This window comes from Croceitalea sp. MTPC6, from assembly GCF_036985525.1.
In the GTDB taxonomy this organism is placed as follows: Bacteria; Bacteroidota; Bacteroidia; order Flavobacteriales; family Flavobacteriaceae; genus Croceitalea.
This window is the reverse complement of the sequence record NZ_BTGR01000001.1, coordinates 913,366-928,419: the sequence shown is the minus strand read 5'-3', so window position 1 is coordinate 928,419 and position 15,054 is coordinate 913,366. Positions and strand designations below refer to the sequence as shown.

Annotated in this window: 14 protein-coding genes; 4 read left to right on the top strand and 10 right to left on the bottom strand. The window is 34.5% G+C overall.

What is annotated here, in order from left to right:
* From AACP56_RS04335 to purU, 4 genes are all read right to left on the bottom strand, one after another.
* Positions 1–306 (bottom strand): carboxypeptidase-like regulatory domain-containing protein (locus AACP56_RS04335; RefSeq protein ID WP_339333051.1); only part of this gene is annotated, 306 nt, incomplete at its 3' end.
* A gap of 231 nt (positions 307–537) precedes the next feature.
* Positions 538–2,070 carry a helix-turn-helix domain-containing protein gene (locus tag AACP56_RS04330; protein WP_339333053.1) on the bottom strand — a complete coding sequence of 511 codons (1,533 nt, stop codon included), beginning with the start codon at positions 2,068–2,070 and terminating at the stop codon, positions 538–540.
* A 377-nt stretch (positions 2,071–2,447) separates the two neighbouring features.
* Positions 2,448–3,149, bottom strand: coding sequence for a DUF4197 domain-containing protein (locus AACP56_RS04325; RefSeq protein WP_339333055.1), 702 nt, complete (start codon positions 3,147–3,149; stop codon positions 2,448–2,450).
* Positions 3,150–3,201: 52 nt separating this feature from the next.
* Positions 3,202–4,053 carry a formyltetrahydrofolate deformylase gene (gene purU / locus AACP56_RS04320; RefSeq protein ID WP_339335466.1) on the bottom strand — a complete coding sequence of 284 codons (852 nt, stop codon included), beginning with the start codon at positions 4,051–4,053 and terminating at the stop codon, positions 3,202–3,204.
* A 140-nt stretch (positions 4,054–4,193) separates the two neighbouring features.
* On the opposite strand from purU, the gene AACP56_RS04315 reads away from it, so the two are divergent.
* Positions 4,194–7,646 carry a methylmalonyl-CoA mutase family protein gene (locus AACP56_RS04315; protein ID WP_339333057.1) on the top strand — a complete coding sequence of 1,151 codons (3,453 nt, stop codon included), beginning with the start codon at positions 4,194–4,196 and terminating at the stop codon, positions 7,644–7,646.
* A 32-nt stretch (positions 7,647–7,678) separates the two neighbouring features.
* Here the strand turns inward: AACP56_RS04315 and AACP56_RS04310 are convergent, their stop codons facing one another.
* A complete protein-coding gene (locus AACP56_RS04310; protein WP_339333059.1) occupies positions 7,679–8,071 on the bottom strand; it encodes a hypothetical protein in 393 nt (130 codons plus the stop codon).
* Positions 8,072–8,186: 115 nt separating this feature from the next.
* On the opposite strand from AACP56_RS04310, the gene AACP56_RS04305 reads away from it, so the two are divergent.
* On the top strand, positions 8,187–8,642 hold the full coding sequence (locus AACP56_RS04305) for an Lrp/AsnC family transcriptional regulator (protein WP_339333061.1): 456 nt from the start codon (positions 8,187–8,189) through the stop codon (positions 8,640–8,642).
* 61 nt (positions 8,643–8,703) lie between these two features.
* The gene (locus AACP56_RS04300; protein WP_339333063.1) at positions 8,704–10,122 is read left to right on the top strand and encodes an alpha/beta hydrolase; all 1,419 of its coding nucleotides are present in this window, start codon (positions 8,704–8,706) and stop codon (positions 10,120–10,122) included.
* Here the strand turns inward: AACP56_RS04300 and AACP56_RS04295 are convergent.
* A complete protein-coding gene (locus AACP56_RS04295) occupies positions 10,109–10,840 on the bottom strand; it encodes a DJ-1/PfpI family protein (RefSeq protein WP_339333065.1) in 732 nt (243 codons plus the stop codon). The two genes, AACP56_RS04300 and AACP56_RS04295, sit on opposite strands and share 14 nt — an antisense overlap.
* A 66-nt stretch (positions 10,841–10,906) precedes the next feature.
* Between AACP56_RS04295 and AACP56_RS04290 the strand changes: the two genes are divergently transcribed.
* Complete coding sequence (locus tag AACP56_RS04290) at positions 10,907–11,551, top strand: DUF1684 domain-containing protein (protein WP_339333067.1); 645 nt, start codon at positions 10,907–10,909, stop codon at positions 11,549–11,551.
* A 55-nt stretch (positions 11,552–11,606) separates the two neighbouring features.
* Here AACP56_RS04290 and AACP56_RS04285 read toward each other — a convergent pair whose 3' ends face one another.
* The 4 genes from AACP56_RS04285 to crcB all read right to left on the bottom strand — a co-directional run bounded on the left by AACP56_RS04285 (position 11,607) and on the right by crcB (position 15,022).
* Positions 11,607–12,644 (bottom strand): outer membrane beta-barrel protein, encoded by a 1,038-nt coding sequence (locus tag AACP56_RS04285; RefSeq protein WP_339333069.1) that lies wholly within the window; start codon positions 12,642–12,644, stop codon positions 11,607–11,609.
* 122 nt (positions 12,645–12,766) lie between these two features.
* On the bottom strand, positions 12,767–14,023 hold the full coding sequence (locus AACP56_RS04280) for an ammonium transporter (RefSeq protein WP_339333071.1): 1,257 nt from the start codon (positions 14,021–14,023) through the stop codon (positions 12,767–12,769).
* Between the two features lie 24 nt (positions 14,024–14,047).
* Positions 14,048–14,386, bottom strand: a complete 339-nt coding sequence (locus tag AACP56_RS04275) for a P-II family nitrogen regulator (RefSeq protein WP_339333073.1) — start codon at positions 14,384–14,386, stop codon at positions 14,048–14,050.
* Between the two features lie 264 nt (positions 14,387–14,650).
* Complete coding sequence (gene crcB, locus AACP56_RS04270) at positions 14,651–15,022, bottom strand: fluoride efflux transporter CrcB (protein WP_339333075.1); 372 nt, start codon at positions 15,020–15,022, stop codon at positions 14,651–14,653.
* Positions 15,023–15,054: the final 32 nt, after the last annotated feature.

The window sequence follows — 15,054 nt, the reverse complement described above, 5'->3', positions numbered from 1 at the left end:
CTCAAGCGCCTGAGCATCTTCTTCCATCTGTACGTTTATAGTATTGGATGCGCCCACAGTAATTTCAACTGTTTTTTGACCTATGTAGGAAAAAACCAATACGTCTCCAGAACTAGCCTGGATTGCATAATTTCCATCAAAATCAGATTGTGTTCCTGTGATTGTGCCCTTCACTAAAATGTTTACTCCAGGTAGTGGTAGTCCTTCAAAATCGGTTACAACACCCGTTACATTCTTTTGTTGTGCAAATACTGAGAAAATTCCCATTAAAAAGAGCAAGCACAACAATTTAGTCCTGTTTTTCATACTTAACTATAGTTTTGAGTTAGAATGCAGGTACAGCCCCGAAGTTTTGATGACTAATTCAAATAATTACTCTTGTAGAAAATGAGACCAAAGTCTAGTCTTTTCGTGTAAGTGCAAATGTCTCAGGGCTGCCTACATTTTTAAGTTATTAAATCAAATTAACAGAGTGGCAAGGGGTTTTCAGGAAATTCCTATAAACGTTTACCTATCCGATAAATGTTTACCGTCAATTTACGCTTGTAGTATGGGAGCTTTTCTTTGAAATTGACTTGGAGTAAGGTTTGTGTCTTTTTTAAAGGCTTTATTAAAGGTTACTTTATTGTTATAACCAACCTCATAAGCTACATCGATAATATTTAAATTACGTTGTTGATCATCAATCAATATTTTTTTGGCTTCTTCAATTCTATATTTGTTTACTAATTCATGAAAACTAAGATTAAAATGCTCATTAATAACTTGAGATGCATTATGTCTGGAAGTATTTAGTTTTTTAGCAATCATTTCAAGATTGATGTCATTTTCTTTATAAACCTTTTCGTTTTTAAAAAGGTATTCTAAATGATTCTTTAATTCAATTGACAAGCTATTTGTTAAGCCTGATTTTTCATATTTTGGAAATAAACGATTGGTATATGAAACTACCCCATTAAAAACATTTGGCTGAATATTTGCAGAATAACCTAAATAAAGAACCATTAGGGACATGCTTCCTATTTGTAAATGAATTAAAAATCCTGATGATATGGTATTTATTATGAGTATTCCATAGATAGCATAGGAGATAATGAATAGAAAATGGATATGATACACGTTTCGTTGCCACAATCTATTTGGTTTTGTAAGTGCATTTTTTCTGCTACTCTCTAAATATAATTTCCTAATAAAGAAACCATATATAACCAATGAACTTAGTTTTAAAAGAACGATTAAAATAAGCATTTGAAAATCAGATGCGCTGAGACCATTTTGAACCCTTGAAAGCATTAAATCTAATTTTTCAGTTGCACTAAGTGAATAGATTGGGGTTATATATAATAAAAGGAGCACAGTAGGAATCAAATGCAGTAGGTCACTGTATTTAAAAGAATGATTGCGAACCACTTTTTTGAAGTATAAAAAGAGCAACGGCCCATATAGAAAAGAGCAACAAGTCGTCATTAAGTATGTATGTGGGTATACATACTGATAGTTTGATATGATTAGGGCAATATGAAGAATAAAAAAAGAGTGAACAAAAATAAAACCACTTATTAAGCACCTAGCAAAAAGCCTAATTTTCTTATTGAAATTAAGGATTAAGGTAGTGTAAAAACCTACAAAAGCAATTAATAAGTAAAAAAAGGCCGAGAAACTCAGTTTAGGAGCATATTTTTTTTTTATACTTTTAAACTCCTCTGATTCCCTAATTTTGTCAAAGCCTTCATGATTTATAAAATCAGTATTAAAATCAGTAAGTAGATAAGATTCTAAGTAGGCAGTAGAATTTTCTACATTGCGTAAACCTGCTTCACTAAGCGCTAGTTTCTTAAGAAATTTTGGCTTGTCTACACCTTTTCGTTCTAATCCTTTTTCATATAATTTGATAGCTTCGTCATAACGTTGAATATTGTAAAAATAATCTGCCCAACGAATAGAGTCCTGCGGATAAGCCAATTTTTTAGATTCCCGTTCTAATATTGTATTTGTAGGTGTGATTGCACCAAATACAATTTTTGTGGCTAGCAGGAACAATAGAAACGTGTATGTTTTTAATGGTCCCATTTGATTGATGAATTAGCATTACTGAGTAGTACTACCAAACAAGTTAAAAAAAGTAAGGGATTGAAATCATAAAAAAACATTAAAAAAAGTAAACCCCGATAAGAAGTTACTTCTATGAAAGTAAATCAGCGATTTTTTCGTGGATTTGATTAAAATATTGAAGACCAGTTATTTAGTGTTGGTTGAATTAAAAAACCGGTGCGAACACCGGTTTCTAAACTAACTAACTCAAAAAAATGCTAACTCAAATAAGTTTTGTAAAATTCAATTATAACCTCTTGGGAGAGGTTAAATTAAGTTTAGCAATATGTTATAATTGCCTTATTCTGTTAAAGTTATAACGGCACTTTTTTTTAGTTATTGTTTTGTTCAAAATATTAATCTTGTAAAGCAAAAACCCTTTTTAACAAATCTGTGGTACGAGAAGAAACTTTGGTCCTGATTTCCTTTTCCTCAATTTCCACCATAGTGAATACACCAGATAAAGCCTCTTGAGTCACATAATCTGTTAAATCTGGGTTTACATCATTAGTCAAAGGCAGATTGTTATATTTGGTTATCAGGTTACTCCATATTTTATCAGCACCAACTTTTTCAAAAGAATTTTTTATAATTGGATTGAATTTATCATATAATTTAGTTTCAGTTCCTTGCTTTAAGTAAGTGGTCGCAGCGTTATCGCTACCAAGAAGTATGTTTTTGGCATCATTGAATGTTATTCCTTTCACGGCATCGACAAATATTGGTGTGGCTTCACTAACAGCATTCTCAGCTGCCCTGTTTAAAACTTTCAGACCTTCGTCCGCTAAATTTCCAAGACCAACACTCCGTAGCGTCTTATCTACTTTTTTTAGCTCTTCAGGCAGTAAAATTTTTACCAACTCATTTTTATAGAAACCATCCTTCAGTGTTAGTTTACTTACTTGTTTGTCAATACCAAAGTTCAAAGCTTCACGAAGACCTCTGGCTATCTCTTCATTACCTAAAGCTCCTCCTTGGGGTAACTGATTTACGACTTGTTGCAATTCCACACAACCTAAAAATTGAAAAACTATAATTAGAGCTACTATTCTTTTCATAAGAGAACTATTTAAGTGTAAAATTACTGTTTATCCGTTTAGACATTTGATTTTAACTAAAAACCACAGTCTTATTTTTACAGACCATTGTTTTACGGTCAATATGAAGTTTTACCGCGGTCGAAAGAATAATTTTTTCTAAGTCTCTTCCTTTGGTAATAAAATCATTAATGGTATGGGAATGGGAAACTGTGGTAACCCCTTGTTCAATAATTGGTCCTGCATCCAACTCTTCTGTTATATAGTGGCTAGTAGCGCCAATAATTTTAACCCCTCTTTTAAAAGCGGCATGATAAGGCTTTGCACCAACAAATGCAGGTAAAAATGAATGATGAATATTTATAATTTTATTTGGATAGACATTTATCAACTTAGAAGAGACAATTTGCATATACCTGGCCAGCACTATAAAGTTTATACCATGCTTTTGTAATAAGCGAAATTGTTCTTCTTCAGCTGCTACTTTAGACTCTTTGGAAACAGGAACATGGTAATACGGAATATTAAATTGTTTGGCAATGTATTCTAAGTCGTTGTGGTTACTTAAGATAAATGGTATTTCTACATCTAGCTCTCCAGAATTGTGCCTACTCAATAAATCATAAAGGCAGTGATTGTATTTTGAAACAAAAATTGCCATTCTTGGTTTTATATTATTTGAATGCGAACTCCATTCCATATTATAAGGAGTCCCAATTTCCGTTTCAAAATCTAAATCAAATTTTTTCTTCGAAAAATCCTGATTAAACTCACATTCCAATCGCATAAAAAACACGCTCGTTTCCTTGTCAACGTGTTGATCTAAATAGATTACGTTCCCGTCTTCTTTATGTAGAAATTGTGTTACAGCACTTATGATTCCAACTTGATCGGGACAATGTATTAAAATGGTAATTTTCAAAATAGCATATTTATTGTTTCAAAATTATGTTATTCTAAAAAGCGGACACTTGACATGGCATATTTTTATAAAATTCTAAATACAATCCTTTTTTCTTTGCATTTATCGTAAATTGCACTTAGAAAATTGACTCTTTTTTGCTAATGGAACAACAAGCACCATATCAACCAAAAAACAAAATAAGAATTGTTACTGCAGCTTCGCTATTCGATGGTCATGATGCGGCAATCAATATCATGCGTCGTATTATTCAGGCGACCGGAGTTGAAGTAATTCACTTGGGGCATGACCGTAGTGTTTCAGAAGTAGTTGATTGTGCCATTCAAGAAGATGCCAATGCCATTGCCATGACCTCATATCAAGGAGGACATAATGAGTATTTTAAGTATATGTATGATTTGTTAGAAGAACGAGACGCAGGTCATATTAAAATTTTTGGTGGAGGCGGAGGTGTAATACTTCCAGAGGAGATTAAGGATTTGATGGATTATGGGATTACCAAAATTTATTCCCCGGATGACGGCAGGAAAATGGGTCTCCAAGGAATGATAAATGATTTGGTGATGAAGTCGGATACGGCGGTCCCGGAATTACGATTGAAGAAGAAAGATAATTTAGAGCAACTTTTAAAGACAAAAGATTCTAACACTATTGCTAGAATGATATCATTGGCAGAAAATCGCCATGAGGAGTTTGAAGAACATTTTTCTAAAGCAAAAGCAATTGAAAATAAAGTGCCGGTATTAGGTATTACTGGAACTGGTGGTGCAGGAAAATCTAGCTTGGTAGATGAATTGGTAAGAAGGTTTTTAATAGATTTTCCAGATAAGAATTTGGGTATAATTTCAGTTGACCCATCAAAGCGAAAAACTGGTGGTGCTTTATTGGGAGACCGTATACGAATGAACGCTATAAATAATGAAAGGGTCTATATGCGTTCCTTGGCGACAAGACAATCCAATTTAGCACTTTCAAAATATGTTAGTGAAGCTGTTGATATTTTAAAAGTTTCAAATTTTGATTTGATTATTTTAGAGACTTCAGGTATAGGGCAATCTGATACTGAAATTCTGGAACACAGTGATGTTTCTCTTTACGTAATGACACCAGAATTCGGCGCGGCTACACAATTAGAAAAGATAGACATGCTAGACTTTGCTGATATTGTTGCTATCAATAAATTTGATAAAAGAGGTTCTTTGGACGCATTGCGTGATGTAAAAAAGCAATATATGCGCAATCATGGTCTTTGGGATGTTAATCAAAACGATTTACCAATATTTGGTACCATCGCCTCGCAATTTAACGACCCAGGCATGAATAGGTTGTATAAATCTATCATGAATATATTGGTTGAAAAGGCTGAAGCCAAGTTGGATTCTAGTTTTGAGGTCGGTAATGAAATGACGGAGAAAATTTTTGTAATCCCTCCCTCAAGAACAAGATATCTTTCTGAAATTTCTGAAAGTAATCGAGCTTACGATTTGCAAGTGGACCAACAGGTTAAAGTTGCCCAAAGATTGTATGGCATTTTTATGACCGTAATTTCAGTTTTAAATATAAAATCAGATAGCGAGCAATCCTTTTTGTCCAAATCAGGTTTGGATGAAGCTAAAATTACTGCCCAATCAAATACCGTAGATACTGATTTACTTAAATTATTATTGAAGGAATTTGATAAGGTAAAGATGGATTTAAATCCTCACAATTGGGATTTAATCCTAAACTGGTCAAGAAAATTGGAAAGTTATAAAGCCCCAGAATACTCATTTAAAGTTAGAGGTAAGGAAATAAAGATTGAAACGCATACGGAATCCTTGTCTCATTCAAAGATTCCTAAAGTTGCTTTGCCAAAATATAAGGCGTGGGGGGATTTACTGTGCTGGATGCTCCAGGAGAATGTGCCAGGAGACTTCCCTTACACTTCTGGATTATACCCTTTTAAAAGAACTGGTGAAGATCCCACAAGAATGTTTGCTGGGGAGGGTGGACCAGAAAGAACCAATAGAAGGTTCCATTACGTTAGTTTGGATATGGATGCCAAACGATTATCCACTGCTTTTGATTCTGTTACACTTTATGGTAATGACCCAGGACACCGACCAGATATTTATGGTAAAATTGGTAATGCTGGTGTTTCCATTTGCTGCTTGGATGATGCAAAAAAACTGTATTCAGGTTTTGATTTGAGCGACCCAATGACATCGGTGAGCATGACCATTAATGGTCCAGCTCCAATGCTTTTAGGATTTTTTATGAATGCCGCCATTGATCAGAATTGTGAAAAATATATTCTTGATAATGGGCTTGAAAAAGAAGTAGGGAAGAAAATAGAAAAAATATACAGGGACAGGGGAGTAGCAAGACCTATATATATTGGAGATTTACCAAAAGGGAATGATGGACTGGGACTTATGCTTTTAGGGGTAACCGGAGATCAAGTGTTGCCCAAAGAGGTATATGAAAAAATAAAACTACAAACTCTTGGTCAAGTTAGAGGAACAGTACAAGCAGATATATTAAAAGAAGACCAAGCACAGAATACATGCATCTTCTCTACCGAGTTTGCACTGCGTTTAATGGGTGATGTTCAAGAATATTTTATTCAAAAAAATGTAAGGAACTTTTATTCTGTCTCTATTTCTGGTTATCATATAGCCGAAGCTGGTGCAAACCCAATATCCCAATTAGCTTTCACACTGTCCAACGGATTTACTTATGTGGAGTATTATTTAAGTAGAGGAATGGATATTGATAAATTTGGACCTAACCTATCTTTCTTCTTTTCAAATGGCATAGATCCAGAATATGCTGTCATTGGTAGGGTAGCTCGTCGCATTTGGGCTAAGGCCATGAAAGAAAAGTACGGAGCAGGCCCACGAGCCCAAATGCTGAAATACCATATCCAAACCTCAGGTAGAAGCTTGCATGCCCAAGAAATAGACTTTAATGACATTAGGACCACTTTACAAGCTTTATACGCTATTTATGATAATTGTAATTCATTGCACACCAATGCTTATGATGAGGCAATAACGACCCCTACAGAAGAATCTGTAAGGCGGGCGATGGCAATACAATTGATTATTAATAAAGAACTTGGTCTGGCGAAAAATGAAAATCCTTTGCAAGGTTCTTTTATAATTGAAGAATTGACAGACCTAGTAGAAGAAGCTGTATTGCTAGAATTTGATAGAATTACCGAAAGGGGAGGAGTTCTTGGTGCAATGGAAACCATGTATCAAAGATCTAAGATTCAAGAAGAGAGTTTGCATTATGAAACTTTAAAACATTCTGGGGCATATCCAATTATAGGGGTCAATACTTTTTTAAGCTCAAAAGGGTCACCTACCATTCTTCCTGCAGAAGTAATAAGGGCTACAGAGAAAGAAAAACAAAATCAAATAACCACATTGGAAAATCTACAAAAAGGAAATCTGGAAATTGCAAACCAACTCTTAAAAGAACTACAGTTAGTGTCTATTAGGAACGAAAATATTTTTGAAAAGCTAATAGAAGTGACCAAATACTGCTCTTTAGGTCAAATAACCAATGCACTTTTTGAAGTAGGTGGACAATACCGTAGGAATATGTAGTTTTTTATTCAGAAAAAGTTATCATCGAAACTTTAGTTGAATGATTTTCTCCACTGTTTAAAGGACAGATGAAAAGACTTTAATTCCTTGCGTAATAGATTTACATATTCTTTTTCCTCAACACCATCATGTTCAAGGCCGTTGCAATAGGATAGAATATTACGGGTCATCACATTGATGAAACTTGCACTTTTTACACGAGTTTCATATGAATTACTGGTTTCTGCTTCCTCAATCTGCTTAGAAATTAGACTGGAATCAGTAAAAAGAGCACTTGCAATATGTTCTCTTAGACTAGCAGTTCGCTGTAAGTTAAAAAGGTTATTATCTTTTGAAAAATAGGTTGCAATGGCATTGCCTAAATCACGAAGCGCAAGAGATTTTTGGTATACAGGCAAAGAACTATAAGGCGTATTCTGCATCATTTTTCAATAACAATTTGTAATATAAAATTACATCTGAAAAATAAAAATTAAATTTGTAAAACAAATAGAAATAAGCTATTTGCTTAACAATAATAAAAAATAATAAATATTTGCCTTGGAATATAAAGTAGATAAATTAAATCAAAAAATTTTAGAGTGTTTACAACTAAACGCGCGCGAATCATTTGTAAGTATTGGAAAAAAAGTGGGATTAACTCCTCCAGCAGTAGCTGAGCGGGTAAAAAAGATGGAGGACCTGGGAATAATTGAAGGTTATAAAACGGTTGTCTCCCACTCCAAGATAGGGTTGCAATTAAGGGCAATAGTGGCGTTAAGGGCTTTTGTTGGTAAGCTAAGACCATTTTTAAATAAAGTGGATACTTTCGATGAAGTAGTTAATTGCTACCGCATAACTGGAAATGAAAATATAATAATGGAAGTAGTCTTAAAAGATCAATTTCATTTAGAGCAATTTATAGATAAGCTAATTACCTATGGCGAAACACGGACACATATTATTTTATCAAATGTGGTTTCTAATGTTCCTATTGCTAACGTGTTTAATAAATAAAAGCTTTAATTTTATAGCATACTCAATATCTGTTTGGCTAGATTTTTGATGTAATTGCCGTATGAAAAGAAAATGCTTTCCAATATTAATAACACTTTTTGTTTTCAATTTTTCCCTTTCTCAAAAACTCACATTACAAAAAGGAAAGATTTTAGATTCAATCTCTGTAACGGATTCAATTCAAGAAAGCTTTTCATTGTACTTGCCGTCTAAATTTGAGAACAAAGGTAAATGGCCAATACTTTTTGTTTTTGATACCAAAGGAAAGGGAAAACAAGCATTGGCAATGTTCCGTGAGATAGCGGAAAAAGAAAATTATATTCTTGCTGCCTCAAATAATATTAGTGATAGTATTCCAGTGTCAAAAAGTGTATTGATCACTGGTAGAATGATTTCAAAAGTGAATTCTATTCTACCTATTCATAAGAATCAAATTTATACCGCAGGTTTTGCTAGCGGAGGGCGTTTAGCAAATCTAATGCCCATCTTTTTTAAAGATATACAAGGGGTGATTTCTTGCGGTGCTGCTTTGGCCAATATGGAATTGCTCACAGTTAAAAATCCATTTCATTTTGTGGGAATTGTGGGAAAAGAAGATTTTAATTACACCTCATTATTGACGCATGAGAAGATTTTAAATCGACTAAAATTTCCAAATAATCTTTTGGTTTTTGATGGGGGAAGTGAGTGGCCAAGTAAGGAACAGCTTCAGAAAGCAGTGCGATTGTTTACGCTATCGGCTATGGCAAAAGGCTATGCCCCCAAAGATTCCATTTATGTGGTAAACGCTTATAAAGATGATTTAAAACAAATACACCTATTAAAAAAGGAAAAAAACCTTCTACTTGCGGATAGGGCTTTGTCCGAACTACTGAACGTTTACAGAACACACACCGATATAGATTCATTGAAAGTTATTCAGAAAGCACTTAGAAAAGATAAATTGTTTCGTAGTTTAAAGCGAAGCGAGAGCGCAACCTTATTTAAAGAAGAGCTTTTAAAGGAAGATTATGTTTATTACCTAGAAGAAGATTTGCTTACCTACAACTACAATAATTTAGGATGGTGGAATTATCAGATGATAGAGCTGAACAAGTTTATTTATGGTGATAAGAAAAGTGAGCGCCAAATGGGCAAACGTTTGTACAGTTTTGTGAATGCACTGATTGAGGATACTATTGGGGTCGTAAAAGCCGAAAAAACAGTTGATGATGAGGCACTTATTTTATTATCAATGCTAAAAACAATTACTGAATCAAAAAATTATAAGTATTATTTGGATGTAATTTCCTTAAGCTCTAAATATGAAGATTACGGAACTGCACTATTTTATTTAGAAGAAGCGTTTAAAAAAGGTTTTAAAGAAACCGAAAAACTCGACACTTTACCAAATACTGCTTTATTGCGAATAAATCCAGAATATAATAAGCTAGTGGATAAATATTTAGATGATGCCCGTTATCAAATTAATGACGAATAAAGCTAGGTACATCATCTAAATCCCAGTTAATTACCAAACCACCTGCTAAAGATTCAGCTATTTCTTTTCCATAAAGAAATTCGCACAGGTATAATGATGCTTCAAAGCTTTTTGCACCCCCCGCGGAAGTAATGTACTTTCCATCATGTACGAATAAGACGCTATCTTTTACATTTAGCTTTGGAAACAGATTCCTGTACTTGCCTATGTCGCTTGGAAAAGTTGTGGATGCAACATTGCCCAATAACCCCGCTTTTGCCAAAACAAAGGCACCATCGCAATGTGAAGTTATAAAAAGAGCATTTTTATCTATCTCTTTAACAAAATTGAGCATTACAGTATCATTTAAGTCGGTATCAAGATGATGTTCAGCGCTTGGAACAACCAGAATGTCAATTTTTGGGATAGAGTCTTGGGTATAATCAAAATCTGGTAAGATTCTAACACCTTCAAAAGATGTAATGGGATTTAAGGTATTGGCAACTGTAAAAGTGTTCATTGCTTTTATCCCTTCTCGGTATTGGGTGTGTTGAAAAATATCATAAGGAGCGGTAAACTCCGTATTGTAAACTCCATCCATAATTAGAAAAGCAACGTTATAATTTTTAGCATCTAATTTTGGGTAGTAACGAGCTGTTTTTTGGGTTAAATCATTCTTCTTTTCTTCGCATCCAAATAACAATGGAATTATTAGTAGGCCTAGAATTACATTTTTCATTTTTGAAATATTAAATAGTTTTTCAAGGTAAAAATTTAAAAAGGAAATCCTTAGTATTTTTGAATTATGAAATATATATGTTGCGTTGTTATAATCTGTAGTGTATTAGCCTGTGGTCAGGGAAAAAAATATCACGAGCCTGAAAATGAAACTGAATCGGTCAGTTCAAGTTCGGTTGCTGCAATACTAGAGTTTCAGACAGCATTAAATTTAGAATATAAAGATCCGGAAACCTCTCCTTTGCCAGACAGGTACAGAAAAGATTTTGAAGGTTTGGATTTTTTTGATCCTGATACCAATTATATTGTAAAGGCAAGGTTTGAGCGTACACCAGATGCAGTCCCATTTTTATTGGCAACTACGACGGATAGAAAAACAGAAGAACTTTTATACGGAATTGCACATTTTGAGCTTAATGGTAAAAAGCATCAATTGGAAATCTACCAAAGTTTGGGTTTATTAGACCAAGAAGAATATGAGAACTATTTGTTTCTGCCTTTTTTGGATGATACTAATGGAGAAGAAACTTATGGTGGAGGACGCTATATAGATTTAACAATTCCAGAAGGTGAAATCATCATCATCGATTTTAATAAGGCATATAACCCTTATTGCGTGTATAATAAAAAATACTCCTGCCCCTTAGTGCCAAGGCAAAATTATTTGAAAACTAAGGTGATGGCAGGAGTAAAAGATTTTGCCAAAAACTAAAAATCCCCCAACGCAATCGCTGGAGGACTTCTAAAATTTATATGCCCTCTTTAAATTAGAAAGTGTAAATAGCAGCTACTAGTAAGGAAGCTAAGCTATTTGTGAATTCTCCATCACTATCCAAAAATGGTTCGTTGTCATCACCAAAGCTATCCAAGCGAATTTCTGGCTTTATAATTAAATTGTCTTTTGTAAAACTTCCGGTAAGAGTTAGACCAAGTACTGGAACATCATCAAAACCATCAGCAGTTGCAACAAAATACTCACCTCTTAAACCAAGAGCGAAGCTATCAGAAGTAGTTATTTGTGGATACAATGCCGCACCATAGAAACCATTTCCCGCTTCAGAATTGTCATTATAGGCCGCATTGATTCCTAAGAAAAAAGTATCAGAAACATTAAAACCGCCGGTGTAGTCAATTTCAAAACCTAATCCACCGTTTCTACCGCTGTCATAATAAAGGTTTAGGTACTGGTCATAAAAACCTAACTGGCCACCTAAAGCATACTCTCCTGTGGCACTGGTATCATTAACATCCCAAGGATTGGTAATGGCAAGCATTAAACTTACATCATCAGATAAAGCAAAATCAGCTTTTACACCTAAATGTGAAAAAGGTCCGTTTGAGAACAGGTAAGACACGCTATAATTAAAATTTGCAGATGGTGCAATTACTTCATAACCTAAAAAAGTGTTGAAACGACCAACAGTTAATGTAGTTCCTTCAGATACATTCCAATATGCATATGCTTGGTTTATGATGCCATTCAAAACATCATTTTCAAAAGTCGCTTCTGTACCTCTTGGCCCAAAAACGAGATCAACCACTACACCAGTATCTCCCATTTCATAACTGCCGATTAAGTTTGCCATACCTAGGGCAAAACCAGTTTGGTTTGCAAATGAAGTTGGGGTTGCTGTTGTTGCATCACCTCCGTCACTTCCAGTGGTTCTCCAATAAGCATCAATACTACCAGATAAAGAAAATGGGCTTGATTCTTCCTCTTCTTGAGCGAAAACTCCAGTTGAAATCAAGGCTATAGCTGCAAGAGCTAAATTTTTTACGAACTTTGTATTTATAATCGTTTTCATATTTTCAATGTTTAGGCACTAAAAAAGTGCATTTTAATGTTGAGTTTAATTGTAACTGATTAAGAATTGAAAAGGTTATTTAACGGAGCGTTCTGCCAAACGCTCCGTTTCCTTTTAAAATTTTAGTGCTGATTCATCCTAAAATCTGAATAAGCATCCATTCCATGTTCATGTATGTCTAGACCTTCTAGCTCTTCTTCTTCAGAAACGCGTAGTCCAGCTACTTTCTTGATTGTAAATAGAATGATAAAGGCTGTTAGAGAGCAGAAAACTGCTGCGGCACCGACTCCAGCTAATTGTACCAAGAATTGGTCAAAACCAGCCATAGCTCCAAAAATGCCTACGGCTAAAGTTCCCCAAATACCACAAATTAAGTGAACTGCTACTGCACCTACTGGATCATCCAGTTTTAATTTATCTATAAGCGCTACGCCCAAGACAATAATAACACCAGCAAGAAGACCAATAATTACTGCTTCATTTGGAGACATTTGGTCTGCTCCAGCAGTAATGCCGACTAGACCTCCTAAAATACCGTTTAAAAACATGGTAAGATCATAATTTTTGTAAAGAACCGTTGAAGTCAAAAATGCCGCAACACCACCACCAGCTGCTGCTAGACATGTTGTGACAAGAACTAAAGAAGTTGCTGCCGGATCTGCTGACAAAACTGAACCACCGTTGAATCCAAACCATCCTAACCATAGAATAAGTACACCAGCTGCTGCTAGAGGAAGATTGTGCCCTGGTATCGCTTTTGGTTTTCCATCTTCACCAAACTTGCCAATTCTAGCACCAAGTAGATAAATGGCAATCAATGCTCCCCAGCCACCTACGGAGTGTACCAAGGTAGATCCTGCAAAATCATAAAAACCTTCTGCTTGACCGTAGGAAAGGGAAGATAAGAATCCGCCACCCCATTGCCATGATCCAACTATTGGGTATACCAAGCCTACATAAATAATGGTAAAAATCATAAAACCGCCAAGCTTAATTCTTTCTGCTACTGCTCCAGAAACAATTGTGGCTGCAGTTGCTGCAAACATACCTTGGAACAAGAAATCTGTCCACCAAGTATAACCACCATCTGCATAATCAGGAGTCATACCATTTTCTGGTGCGGCTATTCCAAATCCTGCGAATTTGAAAAATCCAGCAGCACCATCTTCAAAACCTGGGTACATTAAATTAAAACCCCCTATATAGTACAATAATAAACCTACGGTAATTATAAATACGTTCTTAAAAAGAATGTTTACCGTATTTTTTTGTCTTGTTAATCCTATTTCTAAAAAAGAAAATCCTAGATGCATGAAGAATACCAGAGCGGTACAAACCATCATCCATACGTTGTTTGCTGTAAATAATCCTGCTTCCATATTAAAATTGTTCGTTGGTTAGTTTTAGTTTATTCCTGCGTGACCGCTTTCTTTGGTTCGTATTCTGTAGGCTTCTGTAATCTCGGATACAAAAATCTTCCCATCACCAACATTACCGGTCATTGCTGATTCCAAAAGAGTGTTTACTGTTTTTTCTAAAAACTCATCAGATATCACAATGGATAGGTATCTTCTTTGAATATCTGTTGTACTGTAAGAAATGCCACGATACACATGGCCTTGTTTTTCATTACCAACTCCAGTTACATCCCAGTAACTAAAGAAGTTCACCTCAATTTCATGAAGCGCCTTTTTGACTTCATCAAATTTTGATTTTCGAATAATTGCCTCGACTTTTTTCATAATTGATTTTGTTAGTTAACGAGCCAAATATATATGATTATAAATGTATGGGTTATAAAAGAGGGGGTTTGAAATGTAATTTTTATGATATAAAAATATATACCCCTAGTTTTTTAGGGGTATGTTAATTTTTTGTTATGTAAAATGAAATATCGCTGATTTATTGATCAATCGTGATATCATTTATTTAGGATTATTGTAACAATAACTCGGGTTAAGTGTATTATTTATAACAATGGTGATGGAATAGTGTGAAAAATTGAATTAGTATAGTTTCGAAATCCAAACACCTATAAATACTGCTATAAGTCCGATAATGATACTTGAGAGTGTATAGAATGAAAAATGGAAGAATTCACCGGACTTTAATAAGGAATGTTTTTCAAATGCAAACGCGGAGAAGGTCGTAAATCCACCACAAAAACCTGTAGCTAAAAGAAGGGTGTAATTTTCGGATAGGACATTACTTCTTACTGAAAGCCCTAGGATAATGCCTATTAACAAACAACCAATACTATTGACCAGAAAAGTGCCAAGGAAGAAATGCTGAAAATAAGGGTTCAGTATTTTTGATAACATAAAACGAGCCACACTACCAAGACCGCCTCCTAAGAATACAAGGAATGCTTGTTTCATCTAATAAATTTTAGAAAATATGAATGGATAAT

Coding starts and splice junctions, on each gene's coding strand:
- AACP56_RS04275 (WP_339333073.1), bottom strand. CDS start 14,386: ATGAAAAAAGTCGAGGCAATTATTCGAAAATCAAAATTTGATGAAGTC.
- AACP56_RS04300 (WP_339333063.1), top strand. CDS start 8,704: ATGAAAAGAAAATGCTTTCCAATATTAATAACACTTTTTGTTTTCAAT.
- AACP56_RS04325 (WP_339333055.1), bottom strand. CDS start 3,149: ATGAAAAGAATAGTAGCTCTAATTATAGTTTTTCAATTTTTAGGTTGT.
- AACP56_RS04330 (WP_339333053.1), bottom strand. CDS start 2,070: ATGGGACCATTAAAAACATACACGTTTCTATTGTTCCTGCTAGCCACA.
- AACP56_RS04280 (WP_339333071.1), bottom strand. CDS start 14,023: ATGGAAGCAGGATTATTTACAGCAAACAACGTATGGATGATGGTTTGT.
- AACP56_RS04315 (WP_339333057.1), top strand. CDS start 4,194: ATGGAACAACAAGCACCATATCAACCAAAAAACAAAATAAGAATTGTT.
- AACP56_RS04285 (WP_339333069.1), bottom strand. CDS start 12,644: ATGAAAACGATTATAAATACAAAGTTCGTAAAAAATTTAGCTCTTGCA.
- AACP56_RS04310 (WP_339333059.1), bottom strand. CDS start 8,071: ATGATGCAGAATACGCCTTATAGTTCTTTGCCTGTATACCAAAAATCT.
- AACP56_RS04295 (WP_339333065.1), bottom strand. CDS start 10,840: ATGAAAAATGTAATTCTAGGCCTACTAATAATTCCATTGTTATTTGGA.
- crcB (WP_339333075.1), bottom strand. CDS start 15,022: ATGAAACAAGCATTCCTTGTATTCTTAGGAGGCGGTCTTGGTAGTGTG.
- AACP56_RS04290 (WP_339333067.1), top strand. CDS start 10,907: ATGAAATATATATGTTGCGTTGTTATAATCTGTAGTGTATTAGCCTGT.